At 56.9% G+C, this 14,736-nt stretch carries 19 protein-coding genes; 10 read left to right on the top strand and 9 right to left on the bottom strand.

From position 1 onward, the window contains the following. Positions 1 to 80 precede the first annotated feature (80 nt). Entirely contained in the window at positions 81 to 356 is a 276-nt protein-coding gene (locus Q0816_RS16205) for a DUF167 domain-containing protein (RefSeq protein WP_298852407.1), read from the top strand. Here Q0816_RS16205 and Q0816_RS16200 read toward each other — a convergent pair. After that, entirely contained in the window at positions 344 to 592 is a 249-nt protein-coding gene (locus tag Q0816_RS16200) for a hypothetical protein (RefSeq protein WP_298852609.1), read from the bottom strand. The two genes, Q0816_RS16205 and Q0816_RS16200, sit on opposite strands and share 13 nt — an antisense overlap. Before the next feature lie 121 nt (positions 593 to 713). Between Q0816_RS16200 and Q0816_RS16195 the strand changes: the two genes are divergently transcribed. The 5 genes from Q0816_RS16195 to Q0816_RS16175 all read left to right on the top strand — a co-directional run bounded on the left by Q0816_RS16195 (position 714) and on the right by Q0816_RS16175 (position 2,651). Continuing rightward, positions 714 to 1,421: a M48 family metallopeptidase gene (locus tag Q0816_RS16195; protein ID WP_298852405.1), complete on the top strand. Its 708-nt coding sequence runs from the start codon at positions 714 to 716 to the stop codon at positions 1,419 to 1,421. Further along, positions 1,418 to 1,786: a YigZ family protein gene (locus Q0816_RS16190; protein ID WP_298852403.1), complete on the top strand. Its 369-nt coding sequence runs from the start codon at positions 1,418 to 1,420 to the stop codon at positions 1,784 to 1,786. Before Q0816_RS16195 ends, Q0816_RS16190 begins: the two co-directional genes overlap by 4 nt. 69 nt (positions 1,787 to 1,855) lie before the next feature. Next, positions 1,856 to 2,107 (top strand): DUF6455 family protein, encoded by a 252-nt coding sequence (locus Q0816_RS16185; protein WP_298852401.1) that lies wholly within the window; start codon positions 1,856 to 1,858, stop codon positions 2,105 to 2,107. Positions 2,108 to 2,121: 14 nt separating this feature from the next. Next, positions 2,122 to 2,391, top strand: a complete 270-nt coding sequence (locus Q0816_RS16180; protein WP_298852399.1) for a DUF6455 family protein — start codon at positions 2,122 to 2,124, stop codon at positions 2,389 to 2,391. Further along, a complete protein-coding gene (locus Q0816_RS16175; RefSeq protein ID WP_298852397.1) occupies positions 2,391 to 2,651 on the top strand; it encodes a DUF6455 family protein in 261 nt (86 codons plus the stop codon). The genes Q0816_RS16180 and Q0816_RS16175 overlap by 1 nt, the downstream gene beginning before the upstream one ends. Here the strand turns inward: Q0816_RS16175 and Q0816_RS16170 are convergent, their stop codons facing one another. Next, complete coding sequence (locus Q0816_RS16170) at positions 2,652 to 2,894, bottom strand: CDGSH iron-sulfur domain-containing protein (protein WP_298852395.1); 243 nt, start codon at positions 2,892 to 2,894, stop codon at positions 2,652 to 2,654. 230 nt (positions 2,895 to 3,124) lie between these two features. Here Q0816_RS16170 and Q0816_RS16165 point away from each other — a divergent pair, with 230 nt between their 5' ends. Then, positions 3,125 to 3,313 (top strand): hypothetical protein, encoded by a 189-nt coding sequence (locus Q0816_RS16165; RefSeq protein ID WP_298852393.1) that lies wholly within the window; start codon positions 3,125 to 3,127, stop codon positions 3,311 to 3,313. A 133-nt stretch (positions 3,314 to 3,446) separates the two neighbouring features. On the opposite strand, the gene Q0816_RS16160 is transcribed toward Q0816_RS16165, so the two are convergent. Together Q0816_RS16160 and rimO are read right to left on the bottom strand one after the other, a co-directional pair. Further along, positions 3,447 to 3,806, bottom strand: coding sequence for a hypothetical protein (locus Q0816_RS16160; RefSeq protein WP_298852391.1), 360 nt, complete (start codon positions 3,804 to 3,806; stop codon positions 3,447 to 3,449). A gap of 116 nt (positions 3,807 to 3,922) precedes the next feature. Continuing rightward, positions 3,923 to 5,311, bottom strand: a complete 1,389-nt coding sequence (rimO, locus tag Q0816_RS16155; RefSeq protein WP_298852389.1) for a 30S ribosomal protein S12 methylthiotransferase RimO — start codon at positions 5,309 to 5,311, stop codon at positions 3,923 to 3,925. 94 nt (positions 5,312 to 5,405) lie between these two features. Between rimO and Q0816_RS16150 the strand changes: the two genes are divergently transcribed. After that, positions 5,406 to 7,361, top strand: a complete 1,956-nt coding sequence (locus Q0816_RS16150; protein ID WP_298852387.1) for an AsmA family protein — start codon at positions 5,406 to 5,408, stop codon at positions 7,359 to 7,361. Positions 7,362 to 7,408: 47 nt separating this feature from the next. Here Q0816_RS16150 and Q0816_RS16145 read toward each other — a convergent pair whose 3' ends face one another. Genes Q0816_RS16145 through Q0816_RS16130 form a run of 4 tightly spaced genes read right to left on the bottom strand, consistent with a single transcriptional unit; the run spans position 7,409 to position 11,974 of the window. Then, positions 7,409 to 8,905, bottom strand: a complete 1,497-nt coding sequence (locus Q0816_RS16145) for a phosphomannomutase/phosphoglucomutase (RefSeq protein ID WP_298852384.1) — start codon at positions 8,903 to 8,905, stop codon at positions 7,409 to 7,411. A 15-nt stretch (positions 8,906 to 8,920) separates the two neighbouring features. After that, positions 8,921 to 9,754 (bottom strand): 3-deoxy-8-phosphooctulonate synthase, encoded by an 834-nt coding sequence (gene kdsA / locus Q0816_RS16140; protein WP_298852382.1) that lies wholly within the window; start codon positions 9,752 to 9,754, stop codon positions 8,921 to 8,923. A gap of 5 nt (positions 9,755 to 9,759) precedes the next feature. Then, positions 9,760 to 11,337, bottom strand: coding sequence for a capsule biosynthesis protein (locus Q0816_RS16135; protein WP_298852380.1), 1,578 nt, complete (start codon positions 11,335 to 11,337; stop codon positions 9,760 to 9,762). After that, positions 11,315 to 11,974, bottom strand: a complete 660-nt coding sequence (locus Q0816_RS16130) for an ABC transporter ATP-binding protein (RefSeq protein WP_298852378.1) — start codon at positions 11,972 to 11,974, stop codon at positions 11,315 to 11,317. Before Q0816_RS16130 ends, Q0816_RS16135 begins: the two co-directional genes overlap by 23 nt. A 248-nt stretch (positions 11,975 to 12,222) precedes the next feature. Here Q0816_RS16130 and Q0816_RS16125 point away from each other — a divergent pair, with 248 nt between their 5' ends. Together Q0816_RS16125 and Q0816_RS16120 are read left to right on the top strand one after the other, a co-directional pair. Then, positions 12,223 to 12,810 (top strand): uracil-DNA glycosylase family protein, encoded by a 588-nt coding sequence (locus tag Q0816_RS16125; RefSeq protein ID WP_298852376.1) that lies wholly within the window; start codon positions 12,223 to 12,225, stop codon positions 12,808 to 12,810. Then, entirely contained in the window at positions 12,803 to 13,591 is a 789-nt protein-coding gene (locus Q0816_RS16120) for an SseB family protein (RefSeq protein ID WP_298852374.1), read from the top strand. Before Q0816_RS16125 ends, Q0816_RS16120 begins: the two co-directional genes overlap by 8 nt. A 59-nt stretch (positions 13,592 to 13,650) precedes the next feature. Here Q0816_RS16120 and yghU read toward each other — a convergent pair whose 3' ends face one another. After that, a complete protein-coding gene (yghU, locus tag Q0816_RS16115) occupies positions 13,651 to 14,529 on the bottom strand; it encodes a glutathione-dependent disulfide-bond oxidoreductase (RefSeq protein WP_298852372.1) in 879 nt (292 codons plus the stop codon). Between the last annotated feature and the right edge of the window lie 207 nt (positions 14,530 to 14,736).

Below are 14,736 nucleotides of genomic sequence, written 5' to 3'. Positions count from 1 at the left end.
CAAGGGCGCGCCGATGGATTGCGTGGATCAATTTCATTCTGACGTCCTTCATGCAAGACTATTGAAAGAAGGGGATGACAATGGCGAAATCCAAACTGCGCGATCTGCCGGATCTCAGCGCGCTGGCGCGGGCGGAGACCACGTTAAAACTGAAGGTAACGCCCAAGGCGGCCCGTGATCGGGTGATCGTCGAAGAAGATCAGATCAGGGTTTTCGTTACGGCCCCGCCTGACAAAGGAAAGGCCAACCATGCGGTTCAAACGATCCTTGCGAAATGCCTTCGCGTTCCGCCGTCAACCTTGACGCTGAAGCAGGGGCAAACCGCGCGGAATAAGGTATTCGTCTATGAGCCCTGAGTCCCGGTTTCACGAATCTGATAAACGCCTTCGGGCAGGTCCAGCGCCGCCGCCAGATCACGCACCTGTTCCGGAGACAAGGTGATCTTTTGAATCTGATCTGTACGTGGATCAAGCTGCTCCAACGTAACGCATTCGGCGAAATTGTTGATCACGACATCTTCTTGCAAAGGCTTTTCACCTTCGTCCACAAGCGTAATGACCGTCGAGTCGAATTCATGCTCAATCGAAAACATGGAGCCAGAGTGCAGCCCACCGAGGTGCAATGCAAGCCGTTCCTTGTGTTGCACGGAGTGGTCTCGTCGGAATGGTCGTACTATGTTGAAATTACGGCTATTCGGTCCCAGAGGATATAAGATGCACAGATGGTTTGCTTTATTGCTGTCCTTGCTGGTTGTTGCCTGCACAGAGGGTACTCTGCGCGTGCAGCCCGCCGAGGAATGGCTGGGAGGTGAGCCGGAAGCCGAAGCCATGGTCCAGACCTTTCGTGAGGTCAGCCAGGCCATTGGGGAAGAGGCTCGCAGCCAGTGCTTGCAACAGACGACAGGGCAGAATTGCGAATTCCGGATTTTTGTCGATCTGAACCCTCAGGCCCCGGCCAATGCGTTTCAGACGCTGGACGACAAACGTCAGCCGGTGATCATATTCACCCGCTCGATGATCGAATCTACTCAGAACGCGGATGAGTTGGCGTTTGTCATGGGGCACGAAGCTGCCCACCACGTTCTGGGACATATCGCGAGGCAGAGTGAAATCGCCAGCGCAAGTGCGGTCGAGTTCGGACGGGTGGCACAGTTGCGCGGCGGGGATGCCGCTGCCATAGAAGAGGCGCAAAAGGTGGGGGCGAAGGTTGGCGTTCAAGCTTACGTGAAAGACTTTGAGCTTGAGGCAGATCAGTTGGGAACCATCATCACACATAACGCTGGGTACAACCCATTGATTGGCGCCAAGTTCTTTGACCGCATCCCGGATCCAGGTAACAGGTTTCTAGGAACTCATCCGCCAAACGCACAGCGTGTTCAAATCGTGCTGGAAACCGCCGGGCAACTGGGTCTGACCCAATGACCGAGCTTACGCGTCTGGGTGTCATTCTGTCAGACCGCGGGTCGAAATACGCGGTGTCCGGGGCGTGCGTCACGTCGCGGGCTGAAATCGATGCTGTGCTGGATGATCTGAAATCGATCAAAAGCTATGCCAAAGCCTCACATAACACTTGGGCCGCGACGTTGCCGACCGGTGCGTTGAAGGCTGACGACGGGGAAAGCGGGGCCGGCATGGTGATCCTGCGGATGATCGAACGTGCTGGGTTGGAAAACCATGTGATCATCGTCACCCGATGGTATGGCGGCAAGAAACTGGGCGGGGATCGCTTTCGCAGGGTTCAGGACGCCACCCGGGCCTATCTGGATCACATCGGCGTTCAATCTTGACCTGTGTCAAAGTGCATCTTTTCAGATTCGCTACGCTTTTAACAAAGCGCGAAAGTGAAAGGAAACAGCATGCCCACCCAAGAGACCCTGCGACTGCACGCCGGACTGGTGGACGATATGGCCAGAATGCTGGATATTGATCTTGAGGAAGCAGCTATAGATGGTTCCGTTTCCGTGGACCAGATTTCTGACGCTGTTTTGCGCTGCAGCGACTGTCCAAACCCCGATCATTGCAAGTATCTACTGAACACTGCGGTGTCCGCGCAACGTACGCCGGAATACTGCCGAAACCAGGAATTGCTCCATAAACTCATGCCTTAACTCACGGGTTCCTCATGTCACGTCTGGGCGAAATCATGACCCATCTGCGTCTGGTATTGCGCATGGGGCAGGCAACCGGAACCGATTTGGCCGCGGCCTATCGGGACGGTCATCTAAGGCACGAGGAATGGGCCGAGATCGTACAACAATGTCGTGGCTGTGCCTGGGCCAAAGACTGCCCGGAATGGCTGGAACAACGCGAGCAGGTAAATCAAGCGCCTTGCACCTGCCCGAATCGGGAGCGATTCGCTGACTTGAAATCCCGGCAGATGGAGCACGCGTGATGCCTCAGATCGCGTTGGGCGACATCGAAAAGCACTTCTGGCTGACACGCTCTATTTCGCGATGTATGGGCATTTCGATGACCGAGGCGATGGCGGAGGGGCGACTGTCGCCGGATGGATATGCTGAACTTGTCACACGGTGCCGAGCCGCCGGATGTGACGTGCAATGTGAACACTGGATGTCCACGCAACAAGGCCCGGTAGCCAGAGCCCCGGAGTTTTGCGCGAATGCCGAGACCCTGAACAGGCTGAAAACCTGATCAAAGCCCGCTGTGCGTTCCATCGCATAACGGTGCCTTCGAACTGTGTTTGCACCCGCAAAAGAAGACCTTTTTAGTGGCGTCTGCGGTATATTTCACGGGTTCGAATTCGGTTCCTTTATGCGATCCGTCGCAAAACGGCTGGCGGTTGGACTTTCCGCAGGCGCACCAAAAATAGGTTTTTCCTTCGACCACCTCGACCGGAAAGGGTGACTTCTGGGCAACGATGGGTGCGTCTGACATGTGGCTTCTCCGTTTTTTGGCTGATGTCATAGGAACAGTTTACGGTGCTGCGGCCAAAAGAATAGCTGCGACGCCGTAAAGATCAGCGTTACGAGCCTCAATTGGCATGGAATCGCTTTGACTCACAGAGACGTGATCGATTTAGTTGCCAGATTGTCGTTCAGCCCGTATTCTAAACTCGGCCCCGAAAAGTTGGGCAATATCAGAAAAGTAATAGAGGAATGACGGACATGAAACTGAAACTCGCTGCCGTTGGCGCATTTGCTCTGATCCTGACTGCCTGTGCGCAGCAGGAAGAACCGACACCAGTTTACGTTCAGCCCAGCTATGACAAAGCCGGCACAGCCAGCTGCCCGGGCGGCTATGAGCTGGCCACAACCGAAGCAGGCCAGACCGTCTGTAACCCGGTTACTCAATAAGCTCTTTGCAGGCGGTCCGGATACGGACCGCCTGCCCTATTTTCGGAAATTGCCGCCGCCATCCATGGCGGTTTTTTCTTGCCTGCGTTTTTTCGCGCCATTGGGCAGGGCGCATTTTGTACGCCGCCCCACCTTAGTGCCTTTTGAACCCGTAGGAATGCTTGAACCTGTAAGACTTGAACTTGTGTCGTTTGATCGACCTGTAGGGGACATGCCCGATCACACGCCGTTTGGGGCTGTGTTTACGATAAATCTTAGTTGGCTTTTTGTGATGCAACTTGGGGTGTTTGACATGTGATTTAGCTTTCGGCGCGACATAGTACCGTTTGATCTTGTGGTTGCCGTGTTTGTGAAAGTTGAGATGCTTGCCCCCAACCGCAATGACCCCGTCAGAGCCGATCTGTATGGGCTGGGCATAACCGGGGGTGGCCAGGAAATGCACGGCCATCAGAAAGACCACGCCGTTCAGGCCAAGCTTGCAGATACGAGACATGAAAACCTCCGTGTTTGGCTTTCAGTCTAAGATCGGGTCTGGCCGCGCGTTCCGCCAATAAACTTGCTTCACGCTTTGCCCATGTGCTGTGTGTCGGGCACGTTCATTGTCAGACGTTAGGCAAGCCTTCCCCACAAATCGTATTCGCCGGCTTCGTCCACTTCGACTGTGACGACGTCGCCGGGCTTTAGATCTTCAAACCCTTCATCGATGAACAGGTTCCCGTCGATCTCGGGCGCGTCTGCCCTCGTGCGGCAGGAGGCGGCCTCGTCATCAACCTCGTCCACGATCACCTGAAGTGTCTGTCCGACCTTTGCCTGCAATTTAGCTTCTGAAATGGCCTGCGCTTTTTCCATGAAGCGATCCCAACGCTCTTGCTTGACTTCGGCCGGGACGTGATCGGGCAGGTCGTTCGATCGTGCTCCGTCTACGTTTTCATACTGAAAACAGCCGACACGATCCAATTGAGCCTCGCCCATCCAGTCCAGCAGGGTCTGAAACTCGGCCTCGGTCTCACCCGGATAACCAACGATAAAGGTCGACCGCAGGGTGATGTCCGGGCAGATCGCGCGCCAAGCTTGGATTTCATCCAAAGTTTTGGCCGCTGCAGCCGGGCGGGCCATGCGCTTCAGAACGTTAGGGTGCGCATGCTGGAACGGGATATCCAGATAAGGCAGCACGTTGCACCCGGCATCGGCCATCAGCGGAATCAGGTCGCGTACATGCGGATAGGGGTAGACATAGTGGAGCCGAACCCAGGCATCCAGCCGCCCCAATTCGCGCGCCAGATCGGTAATGTGGCTACGCACCTCGCGTTCTTTCCACTGATTGACATCGTATTTCCGGTCCAGCCCATAGGCCGAGGTATCCTGCGAGATCACCAGCAATTCGCGCACGCCATTATCAACCAGTTTCTCGGCCTCACGCAGAACAGCATGCGCAGGGCGGCTGGCCAGTTTGCCGCGCATATCGGGGATGATGCAGAACTTGCACTTGTGGTTACAGCCTTCCGAGATTTTCAGATAGCTGTAGTGGCGCGGCGTCAGTTGCACACTGCTGGCGGGCAGCAGGTCTACAAACGGGTCCGGATCGGGCGGAACGGCGTCATGTACCGCATCCAGAACCTGTTCGTATTGATGTGGACCAGTGACGGCCATGATGCGGGGATGATGTTCGCGGATGTAGTCGGGTTCAGCGCCCAGACAGCCGGTCACGATGACCTTGCCGTTTTCAACCAAGGCCTCACCGATCGCGTCCAGCGATTCCGCTTTGGCGCTGTCAAGGAACCCGCAGGTGTTCACAATGACGGCATCGGCCCCGGCATAATCGGGCGAAATGCCGTATCCTTCGGCGCGCAGTCGGGTCAGAATGCGCTCACTATCGACCAACGCCTTCGGGCAGCCCAATGACACCATACCGATGGTCGGCTGGTTCGCGTGCGGTGTCTCGGTGATCCGGGCGGCAGGTGCCAGGTCGGGGCGGAGGTTTGGCGGGTTTGTCGTCATGCGCGGCATATAGTGGGGAAAGCTTCCCCTTGCAAATGTGACGTGTGATTTGAATGATCACAGCAAAGATAAGCCAAAAGGCGGAGAGCAGAATATGAAATGGCTGATGCGCGTCCTGTTTATTGTTGTAGCGGTGGTCGGGTTGGTTATCGGCGCGCTGCTGCTGATGCCGGGGGACAAGTTGGCTGCAATCCTGGCCGAGCAGGTGAAGGCGCAGACCGGGCGTGATCTGACACTGACCGGTGATGTGAACATATCGTTCTGGCCGGTGCTTGGGATGGAAACCGGGCCGGTGCGTTTTGGAAATGCCAGCTGGGCCGGACCAGAGCCGATGCTGAGCGCCGAAAGCCTTGCCGTGGGCGTGGACGCCGCTGCGCTGTTAAATGGAGATCTTCGGATAAAACGGGTTTTCGCGGAAAACCCGGTATTGCGATTGGAGCGGTCGCAAGGGCGAGGAAACTGGGAGCTGAGCGCGCCGGTGGCCTCCTCGGCCACTGCCCCGTCCGAAGGGGCGGGGCCTGCGGATACATCGGCAACTGTTACCTTGGAAGAGTTGCAACTGACAAACGCGCGGTTGATTTATTTGGAAAACGGTGTCTCTCAGATGGACTTTTCTGATGTGACGTTGGCGGCAAGTTGGCCACAGGTCACGGCACCTATGGTGATGGAAGCCGCCATCTCTGTACCCGGAGGTTCCGTTCGGGTTGACCTCAAAATCCCGGATTTACCCGCATTTGCCTCGGGGTCCGTGACCGGGCTGGACTTGGCTATGACGGCTCCGGGGGGTGAGATCGGCTTTGACGGGCGCGTCAATCTGATTGGTGAAATGGATGGAATGATCAAGGTTGAGACCCGGGACACCGAAAAGATGCTTGCAGCCTTTGGTCAGAGCGGGACAACTGTACCGCCCGGGTTGGGCAAAACTGCCGATATCGCGGCGCATATGACTTACACGCAGGACGGGCAAATTTCCCTGCGAAAAATGAATGCGCAGTTAGATGACAACCGATTTGCGGGTGAGGCGGATATCACGATCTCGGACCCCCCGAAGATCGTGGCTCGTCTGGATGCCGGTGATCTGAACCTGTCGCGGATTTCCGATACAGGGTCGACGTCGGCAGGAACGCCTCAACCGGGCGCACCTGCATCGGAAGGATGGTCGCAAGACCCTATCGACGCGTCCGCTCTGGCGCTGGCGAACGGCAAAATTCGTCTGACCGCCAACACAATCGCCGTTCCCGGAATGACGTTCGGCAAAAGCGACCTGACCCTGTCTTTGGATCGGTCGCGGGCCGTGCTTGAAATGCACCCGGCCACACTGTTTTCGGGTCAGTTGAACGGGCAAGTGGTCGCTAACAACCGCAATGGCCTGTCCGTGGGTGGCAATGTGACGGCCGGCGGGATCGACCTGAATCAGGCGCTGACCACCATGGCGGGCATCGAGCGCCTGTCGGGAACCGCTGCCGGAGCGTTTGAGTTTCTGGGTGTCGGTCAGTCTGAGGATCAGATCATGCGATCTCTGAGCGGCAAAGGAAATCTGGATGTCGGGCCCGGAGTGATATCCGGTTTCGATCTGGACCGTTTGATGGGGCAGGGAAGCGGGTCGGGTGGAACGACGGTGTTCAACAGTCTGACAGCCAGCTACACCATCGATCAGGGTGTTCTGACGAACAACGATCTTCTCATGTCGTTGAAAAACTTCCGCGCAGATGGAACTGGCACCGTGGGGTTGGGTGCCCGCGATATAGATTACCTGTTCACTCCGGTGGCGCTGAGGGCCAATTCCGGGCAGGGGATTTCGGTGCCGGTACGCATCGTCGGCCCGTGGAGCAACCCGTCGATCAAGCCGGACCTGACCAAGGTGATCGAGGCAGCCGCCGATGTGAAGGTCAAAGAACTGGAAGACGACGCCAAACAGAAGGTTTTTGAGAAGGTCGGGAACGAACTGGATACGACCATCACCGACAGCGATCAGATCGAAGATGCGATCAAGAACAAGCTTGAAGAAGAGGCGAAGAAAGGTCTGCTCAAGCTGTTTGGCGGCGACTGAGCAAATGTTGCGCTTGGGGCATTAGGATATGCCCCAAGCGGTTAGCTTCAGATCGTCTGGTCGTAATCGCCGACGCCCGGTTCCGTCCGGATGACCGCGTCGATATCCGCAAAAATCGCCCGCATCTCGGCCTCGCTTTCGCTGCTTTCACAGACGACAACCAGATTGGGCGTGTTGGACGACGCCCGCACCAGACCCCAGCTGCCATTGTCCAGAATGACACGTGCGCCGTTCACAGTGACCACTTCCTTGATCGCGCGACCTGCCAGAGTCTCGCCCGCGTCGCCTTTGGCGACCAGTTTGTCGACCAGACGCTGCAGGATATCGTATTTTTCGGTATCGGCGGCATAGGGTGACATCGTGGGCGTGGACCATGTCTTGGGCAGAGCCTTGCGCAGATCCGACATGCTTTTTTCCGGGTTGCGGTCCATCAGCTTGCAGATCTCGACCGCGACGCGCATGCCGCAGTCATATCCGCGCCCGATCGGCTCAGCCAAAAAGTAGTGGCCAGACTTTTCGAACCCGGCCAGTGCGCCGATTTCCTTGACCCGACGCTTCATGTGGCTGTGGCCGGTTTTCCAGTAATCCGCCTTGACGCCCAGGGCCTGCAACTCGGGGTCGCTGGCGAAAAGGCCAGTGGATTTTACGTCCGCAACGAATGTTGATCCGGGGTGCAGCTTGGCCAAGTCGCGCGCCATGATCACGCCGACCTTGTCGGCAAAAATCTCTTCACCTTCGTCATCGACGACGCCGCAGCGGTCGCCATCACCGTCAAATCCCAGCGCCATATCGGCACCGCTGGATTTCACCGTGGCGGCCATGTCGTGCAACATTTCCATCGCTTCGGGGTTGGGGTTGTAGTTCGGGAAAGTATAGTCCAGTCGGTTGTGACTGGGTACGATCTCGACCCCGATCCGTTCGAAAATCTCGGGCGCAAACGCCGAGGCGGTGCCATTCCCGGTCGCGCAAACCACTTTCAGCGGGCGGGACATTTTGAATTCGCCTACCAGATCATCGATATAGGCTTCTTTCACGCCCTCGACGAACTCGTAAGAGCCGCCTTCATTCGTAAGGCCTTCGTCATTCAGAACGATGTCGCGTAACTCAGTCATCTCATCCGGGCCATGGGTCAGCGGGCGGTCAAAGCCCATTTTTACCCCGGTCCAACCGTTCGGGTTGTGGCTGGCGGTGACCATCGCGACTGCAGGTACATCCAGGTGAAATTGTGCGAAATAGGCCATGGGGCTGACTGCCGGGCCGATGTCTTTCACCTGAATACCGGCCTGCATCAGGCCAAGGATCAGCGCGTTTTTGATCGCAAGTGAATAATCGCGATAGTCATTGCCGACTGCGATCACGGGCTCGATCCCCCTCTTGCGCATCTGGGTGCCCAGGCCGAGACCCAGGGCGGTCATGCCGGGCAGGTTGATCTCTTCGGGGTATTTCCAGCGCGCGTCGTATTCGCGAAACCCGGTGGGTTTGATCATCGCGTCGCGCAGAAAACTCCAGGTGTTAGGTGTCACCTCGGGGAGGGGTTTGGTCATAACAAGTCTCAATCGTTAAATCTGAATCGGATTCGCTTTTGCCAACGCATCAAAGCGCATCAATGTGTCAACAAGTTGGGGCATCTGGTCGAGATAAATCATGTTGGGTCCGTCGCAGGGCGCGTTATCCGGATCCTGATGAGTTTCCATGAAAACCGCAGCGGTACCTACTGCAACCGCCGCACGTGCCATGACCGGAGCGAATTCTCGCTGGCCACCGGAAGATCCACCCTGGCCACCGGGCTGTTGCACTGAATGGGTCGCGTCCATCACCACAGGATACCCGGATTGGGCCATTTGCGGCAGGGACCGCATATCAGCCACCAGCGTATTATAGCCAAACGAGGTGCCGCGTTCAGTCAGCAGGATATTCCGATTTCCCGTACTTTCGATCTTGGAAACGATATTGGGCATCTCCCACGGAGCAAGAAACTGGCCCTTTTTCACGTTGATCACAGCGCCGGTATTGCCCGCGGCCAACAGCATATCGGTCTGACGGCACAAGAAGGCAGGGATTTGCAGAACGTTCACTGCCTCGGCGGCGATGGCGCATTGTGCTTCGTTATGGACATCGGTCAGAACCGGGATGCCCATGGTCTTGCGGATGTCGTCCAGAACCTGCAGCCCCGCATCGATTCCCATGCCACGCTTGCCCGACAGTGAAGTGCGGTTTGCCTTGTCGTACGACGCCTTGAAGACATATTGCGCCCCGGCTGCATCGCAGGCTTCTTTCATCTTACCCGCAATCATTTGCGCGTGGTCTGCCGTTTCAAGCTGACAAGGGCCCGCAATAATGGTCAGCGGAAGGTCGTTGCCGACTGTCAGGTCGGAGATTTTTACATGTTTCATGAGTCTTATGAGGATACCTGTTCACGAAGGACCGACGCGGTAAGCGAGATCATGAGGTAGATACCAGCAAACAGCAGGAATGCCAAAATCGTATTTTCGAACTTGCGCGGATAGCTGGGTTCCTGACTGGGAATTGGGTTGACTGAGACGGTCAGATAGCGAACCTGTCGGTTGGCTTCGGACCGGGTCGATTCCATTTGCTGCATTGCCGTTTGCAGCATCATATCCCGCGTCGCCAGATCTGCCTGCGCGATCTGGATGCGCACGCTCAATCGCGCCAGCGAATTTTCGCCGGCAGAGGCATCCTGCATCTCGGCATTCAGTTCCTCCAGCACCTTTTCCAGGCGGTTGATATCCGCCGTGACGCCATCAACTTTCGCTTTGTTCGGGCGCAGGTTGTCTTGCAGAGCGGCAAGTTCAAGTTCTTTGTCCTGCACGAGTATTTCGATTTCGTTGATGCGGCCACGCAGGCTGGCGATGACGTTTTCAGGGTCCAGAACCGCCCCCTGAAGCTGAAGCTCAATCAACTCTTCCTGAGCCTGTTGTCGCGCTTCCTGCGCCGCTTCAAAGCTTTGCAGCGCGTCGCGCATCTGGTCTTCACGCTTCTTGCCGGACAAGGCGTTCACCCTGTCTTCAGAATAGGAGATCAAACGTTCGGAAAATTCGGTGGATGTCTGCGCATCAGGTGCGGCAACTTCCATCCGAATGACTCCTTCGGTCGGGTCATAACCGATGGTGATCATGCGTTTGAATAGCTTATAGGCGTCTTCCAGCGTCGCATCGGGTGCCAGCCTTTGGATCGGGTCGATCCAGTCCTGCTTGAAGACATCAGAAAACCCGGCGTCTTGATCCAGCAATAGCAAAGCCTCTTTAGATTCCAAAAAGGACTGGACCGAGATCGAGTCCTGAGTGGTGGCAAATTGCGTACCGGCAAGCAGACCGCCGATATTGCCCGGTCCGCCATCAGCTTGCAGGATCAAGAATTCTGAATCGCTGGCGTACATCGGGGTCGCGATGCGGTAGAAATAGAAGCCGACAATGAAGGTTGGCAGGAATACGAACGCCGCCAGACGCGCAAACAATCCAAATAATTTGCGCTTGCGACGGCGCGCAATGTCTTTTTGGATCTGCCCGATTTCAAGGTTGCGCCGTTCAGCCGGGCTGAGCTCGGGGCCGGGCAGGTTGGATTTCTCTGCGCCCACGGTTTGCGGCAGTTGAATGCTGATCTTGTCCTTCGGCTTGTCGTCCTGTTCCGATGGCTTGGCGGCGACCAGATCAAGGAGATTGGTCCGCTGGAAAGGATCGACACCCTTATTGCGCAGCAAACGCACCGCGTCATAATCGGATGTGGCGGCCAGGCCATGTTTCTGTGCCAGACGTCGCGCGATACGCAATTGGCGACCGGTCAGGCCTTCGCGCTTGATATCGTCCAGTTGTATACCCGGTTGTGCCTCTCCGGCGGCCGCGGGCCCCTGCGTCGCGTTGCGAATGCGCGAGATCGCATCCGACCGCGCCTCGGCCGAACCTTCCGTCTGCCGTTTGCGGCGCCAGTTATATTTTCTAACCTTGGGTTTCGTAGTCATAAAGCTGCTTTGCCTCTTCCAAGGAGTCAAACATATACAATTGCCCGTCCAGAAGAACGGCGGCTTGAAGGGCGAATTTCTCCAGCACGGAGGGGCTGTGCGATACGATCACCAATGTCGTTGTGCGCAGCCTTTCCTTCAGGATCGATCCTGCTTTTTCGTTGAATTCGACATCTGTTGTCGCAGGCATCCCTTCGTCGATCAGATACATGTCGAAATCCAGCGCCAGCATCAAAGAAAACGTAAACCGGGCCCGCATCCCGGAAGAGTATGTGGCCAAGGGCTGGTCGAAATACTCGCCCAGACCGCAAAGCCACTTGCAATAAGCCTCGATGTAATCGGGGTCCATGCCGTAGATATTGGCAATATAGCGAGCATTTTCCAGCGCCGACAGTTTCCCCACCACACCGCCTGTAAAACCCATGGGGAACGACACGCGGCACTCACGACGGATCACACCTTCGTCGGGTTTTTCCAGACCGGCCATCATGTTGATAAGTGTGGTCTTGCCGGTGCCGTTCGGGGCCAGAACGCCCAGCGACCTGCCCAGTTCGACCCGGAACGAGACCCGGTCCAGGATCACCTTGCGGCGCGTCCCGGTCCAGAAGGATTTGCTGACATTTTCGAACTCTAGCATTCGCGGTCTGCTGCTCGTTTTGGTCGTGTTGTCGCTCGTGCGGGTGGCCAGAAAGGGTTATTTTTACCGACCCATGTTGGCTACATTATGTCCAATTATGAAACAAATGATCAATGCGTCCTGATAATGGTCGTGAGTGCCTGATCAGACGCAGCTGAGTTTTCTAATCCCTTGGTGCTGCGTCTGGTCATTATTATCTGTCTAACCAGCCAACAATAGCAACGGTGAACAGGAGCTTTTGCCATCAGATGAACGGTTTACGAGAGGACATTCGAAATTGCCGCCTGTGTGCTGAATCATTCGCACAAACAGAATCCGCACACGAGCCGCGCCCTGTGGTCTGGTTTCGCCCCGGAACACCGATCCTGATCGCAGGGCAAGCTCCGGGTGCGCGCGTGCACGAGTCCGGGCGGCCGTTTACCGACCCGTCCGGTGACCGGCTGCGGCACTGGTTGGGTATTGACGATACGATTTTCTATGATCGTGACCGCGTGTCGATCGTGCCGATGGCGTTTTGTTTTCCCGGATATGATGCGCGCAGTGCCGATCTTCCTCCACCCGCGATTTGCCGCAAGACATGGCATGATCGGGTGATGCAGGATCTGGGACAGGTGCCGCTGACCGTTCTGGTCGGAGGCCACGCGCATAAATATCATCTGGGCACGCGCGGGTCTGTGACCGATACGGTTCGGAAATGGCAGGGCTATGCGCCGCGGGTCTTTGCCTTGCCTCATCCGTCCTGGCGCAATACGGCATGGTTGAAGAAAAACCCGTGGTTCGAAGCTGAACTGCTGCCGGTTTTGCGTGCGCGGGTCCAAGAGGTGCTGAATGACTGAAACTACAGCGTTGGACACAGTGCATGCTGCGATGCAAGCGGATCCGCAGAGTGATGCTGCCCGGCTGCGTTTCTTCGAACGGCTTGCCGACAGCGAGCTGTTTCTGATGCTGACCGAGGAAGCGCGGGGCGAGAATATCTCGCCCGAACTGTTCGACGTGGCCGACGGGCGCTTTGTGCTGGTCTTCGACCGAGAGGAGCGGCTGGCGCAGTTTGCCGGACGGCCCGTGCCCTATGTCGCACTTTCGGGGCGGGTGTTGTCGGGGATTCTGGCAGGGCAGGGGATCGGGCTGGGCCTGAATCTGGAAACGGCGCCATCTTCGATGCTGGTGCCAGCAGAGGCTTTGGGTTGGTTGGCTGAAACGCTGCAACACGGTCCGCAAGAGGTCGAGGAAAAGCTGGCTGAATTCATGCCGCCCTCTGGCTTGCCCGATAACTTGCTGACCGCTTTGGATGCCAAGCTGGCAACCGCAGGCGGGTTGGCCCGCGCAGCCTATTTGGTTGCAACCAAGTCAGAGACTGGCGCGCAGGGGCATCTGTTGGGATTTGTCGATGTGGTTGACGGGGCCGAGACCGCTCTGGCCAAGGCCGCGTCCGAGGCACTTACCTTTTCCGGGATCGAAGCGGGCGCGATGGACGTTGGTTTCTTCACCGCCAGTGAGGCCGCCGCTGCGCTGCTGGCCAAGGTGGGTCTTCGGTTTGACCTGCCAAAGCCGCAAGCGGCTGAGCCGGTACGGGAAGTCCCCGGCAGCAACCCGGACAACCCGCCAATTCTGAAGTAACCGACAAAACGCAAACACACGGCGCAAGCTGCACCGCGTGTTGTTCGGCGAAGCTGTGATTATTCTGCAGCCGCTTCCAATTTGTCCTGCGTGCGGGTTTCGAAATCGCTGGCGTCATGGCGCTCGTGAAGCTGCGTGTGCGGCTCGCCAAAGGCGCGGTTGACCATACGACCACGCTGAACTGCTGGACGCGCGTCAATATCCTTGGCCCAACGCATGACGTTCTTGTACGATTCAACGTCCAGAAACTCGGCAGCACTGTAGAGGCGACCCAGAACCAACTGGCCATACCACGGCCAGATCGCCATGTCGGCAATCGTATACTCGTCGCCTGCGATGAAGGTCTTATCCGCCAATTGCTGATCCAGGACGTCCAGCTGTCGCTTGGCCTCCATCGCGAAGCGGTTGATCGGGTATTCCCATTTCTCGGGTGCATAGGCGTAGAAATGGCCGAACCCGCCGCCCAGGTAGGGCGCGCTGCCCATCTGCCAGAACACCCAGTTCATCACTTCGGTCCGCTCCGGACTGGATTCGGGCAAGAACGCGCCGAACCTTTCGGCCAGATGGAACAGGATCGAGGCGCTTTCAAAGACACGAACAGGTTCTTCACCCGACCGATCCAAAAGAGCGGGGATTTTTGAATTCGGGTTGGCTCCAACAAAGCCCGAGCCAAACTGATCGCCCTCACCGATGTTGATCAGCCACGCGTTGTATTCCGCTTCTTCGTGACCCAGCGCCAACAGCTCTTCCAGCATGACGGTGACTTTTACGCCGTTGGGCGTGGCCAGTGAATACAGCTGAAGGGGATGACGCCCGGTTGGCAGGTCTTTGTCATGAGTGGCCCCTGCAATTGGACGATTGATGTTGGCGAATTGTCCGCCACTTTCACTGTCCCAGGTCCAGACCGTTGGAGGGGTGTACGGGGATTGGTCGCTCATCTCTTGCCTTTCTTCCCTAATTTGCGGGGCCGTGCCCACGGCTGCCTTACAGCTAATGTTGCAGTCTGCAGAGTCCAACCCAGTCTATCCGGCTTATTTTGTAATAATCCACGATCAATCTTTCACGTTTTCTCGTTCGGGGTCACAGCGCCGTTAGGTGGACTACGAACTGGACGGGAATCGCATATTGTCTTCTCAGACCAGCCA

It is taken from the genome of uncultured Ruegeria sp. (genome assembly GCF_947497005.1).
In the GTDB taxonomy this organism is placed as follows: domain Bacteria; phylum Pseudomonadota; class Alphaproteobacteria; order Rhodobacterales; family Rhodobacteraceae; genus Ruegeria.
The sequence above is the reverse complement of the archived record's forward strand: the minus strand, read 5'-3'. Positions and strand labels throughout refer to the sequence as shown.

Excerpts from the sequence above, each read along its gene's own strand:
- Q0816_RS16205 (WP_298852407.1), top strand. The coding sequence starts at position 81 with ATGGCGAAATCCAAACTGCGCGATCTGCCGGATCTCAGCGCGCTGGCG.
- Q0816_RS16200 (WP_298852609.1), bottom strand. The coding sequence starts at position 592 with ATGTTTTCGATTGAGCATGAATTCGACTCGACGGTCATTACGCTTGTG.
- Q0816_RS16195 (WP_298852405.1), top strand. The coding sequence starts at position 714 with ATGCACAGATGGTTTGCTTTATTGCTGTCCTTGCTGGTTGTTGCCTGC.
- Q0816_RS16190 (WP_298852403.1), top strand. The coding sequence starts at position 1,418 with ATGACCGAGCTTACGCGTCTGGGTGTCATTCTGTCAGACCGCGGGTCG.
- Q0816_RS16185 (WP_298852401.1), top strand. The coding sequence starts at position 1,856 with ATGCCCACCCAAGAGACCCTGCGACTGCACGCCGGACTGGTGGACGAT.
- Q0816_RS16180 (WP_298852399.1), top strand. The coding sequence starts at position 2,122 with ATGTCACGTCTGGGCGAAATCATGACCCATCTGCGTCTGGTATTGCGC.
- Q0816_RS16175 (WP_298852397.1), top strand. The coding sequence starts at position 2,391 with ATGCCTCAGATCGCGTTGGGCGACATCGAAAAGCACTTCTGGCTGACA.
- Q0816_RS16170 (WP_298852395.1), bottom strand. The coding sequence starts at position 2,894 with ATGTCAGACGCACCCATCGTTGCCCAGAAGTCACCCTTTCCGGTCGAG.
- Q0816_RS16165 (WP_298852393.1), top strand. The coding sequence starts at position 3,125 with ATGAAACTGAAACTCGCTGCCGTTGGCGCATTTGCTCTGATCCTGACT.
- Q0816_RS16160 (WP_298852391.1), bottom strand. The coding sequence starts at position 3,806 with ATGTCTCGTATCTGCAAGCTTGGCCTGAACGGCGTGGTCTTTCTGATG.
- rimO (WP_298852389.1), bottom strand. The coding sequence starts at position 5,311 with ATGACGACAAACCCGCCAAACCTCCGCCCCGACCTGGCACCTGCCGCC.
- Q0816_RS16150 (WP_298852387.1), top strand. The coding sequence starts at position 5,406 with ATGAAATGGCTGATGCGCGTCCTGTTTATTGTTGTAGCGGTGGTCGGG.
- Q0816_RS16145 (WP_298852384.1), bottom strand. The coding sequence starts at position 8,905 with ATGACCAAACCCCTCCCCGAGGTGACACCTAACACCTGGAGTTTTCTG.
- kdsA (WP_298852382.1), bottom strand. The coding sequence starts at position 9,754 with ATGAAACATGTAAAAATCTCCGACCTGACAGTCGGCAACGACCTTCCG.
- Q0816_RS16135 (WP_298852380.1), bottom strand. The coding sequence starts at position 11,337 with ATGACTACGAAACCCAAGGTTAGAAAATATAACTGGCGCCGCAAACGG.
- Q0816_RS16130 (WP_298852378.1), bottom strand. The coding sequence starts at position 11,974 with ATGCTAGAGTTCGAAAATGTCAGCAAATCCTTCTGGACCGGGACGCGC.
- Q0816_RS16125 (WP_298852376.1), top strand. The coding sequence starts at position 12,223 with ATGAACGGTTTACGAGAGGACATTCGAAATTGCCGCCTGTGTGCTGAA.
- Q0816_RS16120 (WP_298852374.1), top strand. The coding sequence starts at position 12,803 with ATGACTGAAACTACAGCGTTGGACACAGTGCATGCTGCGATGCAAGCG.
- yghU (WP_298852372.1), bottom strand. The coding sequence starts at position 14,529 with ATGAGCGACCAATCCCCGTACACCCCTCCAACGGTCTGGACCTGGGAC.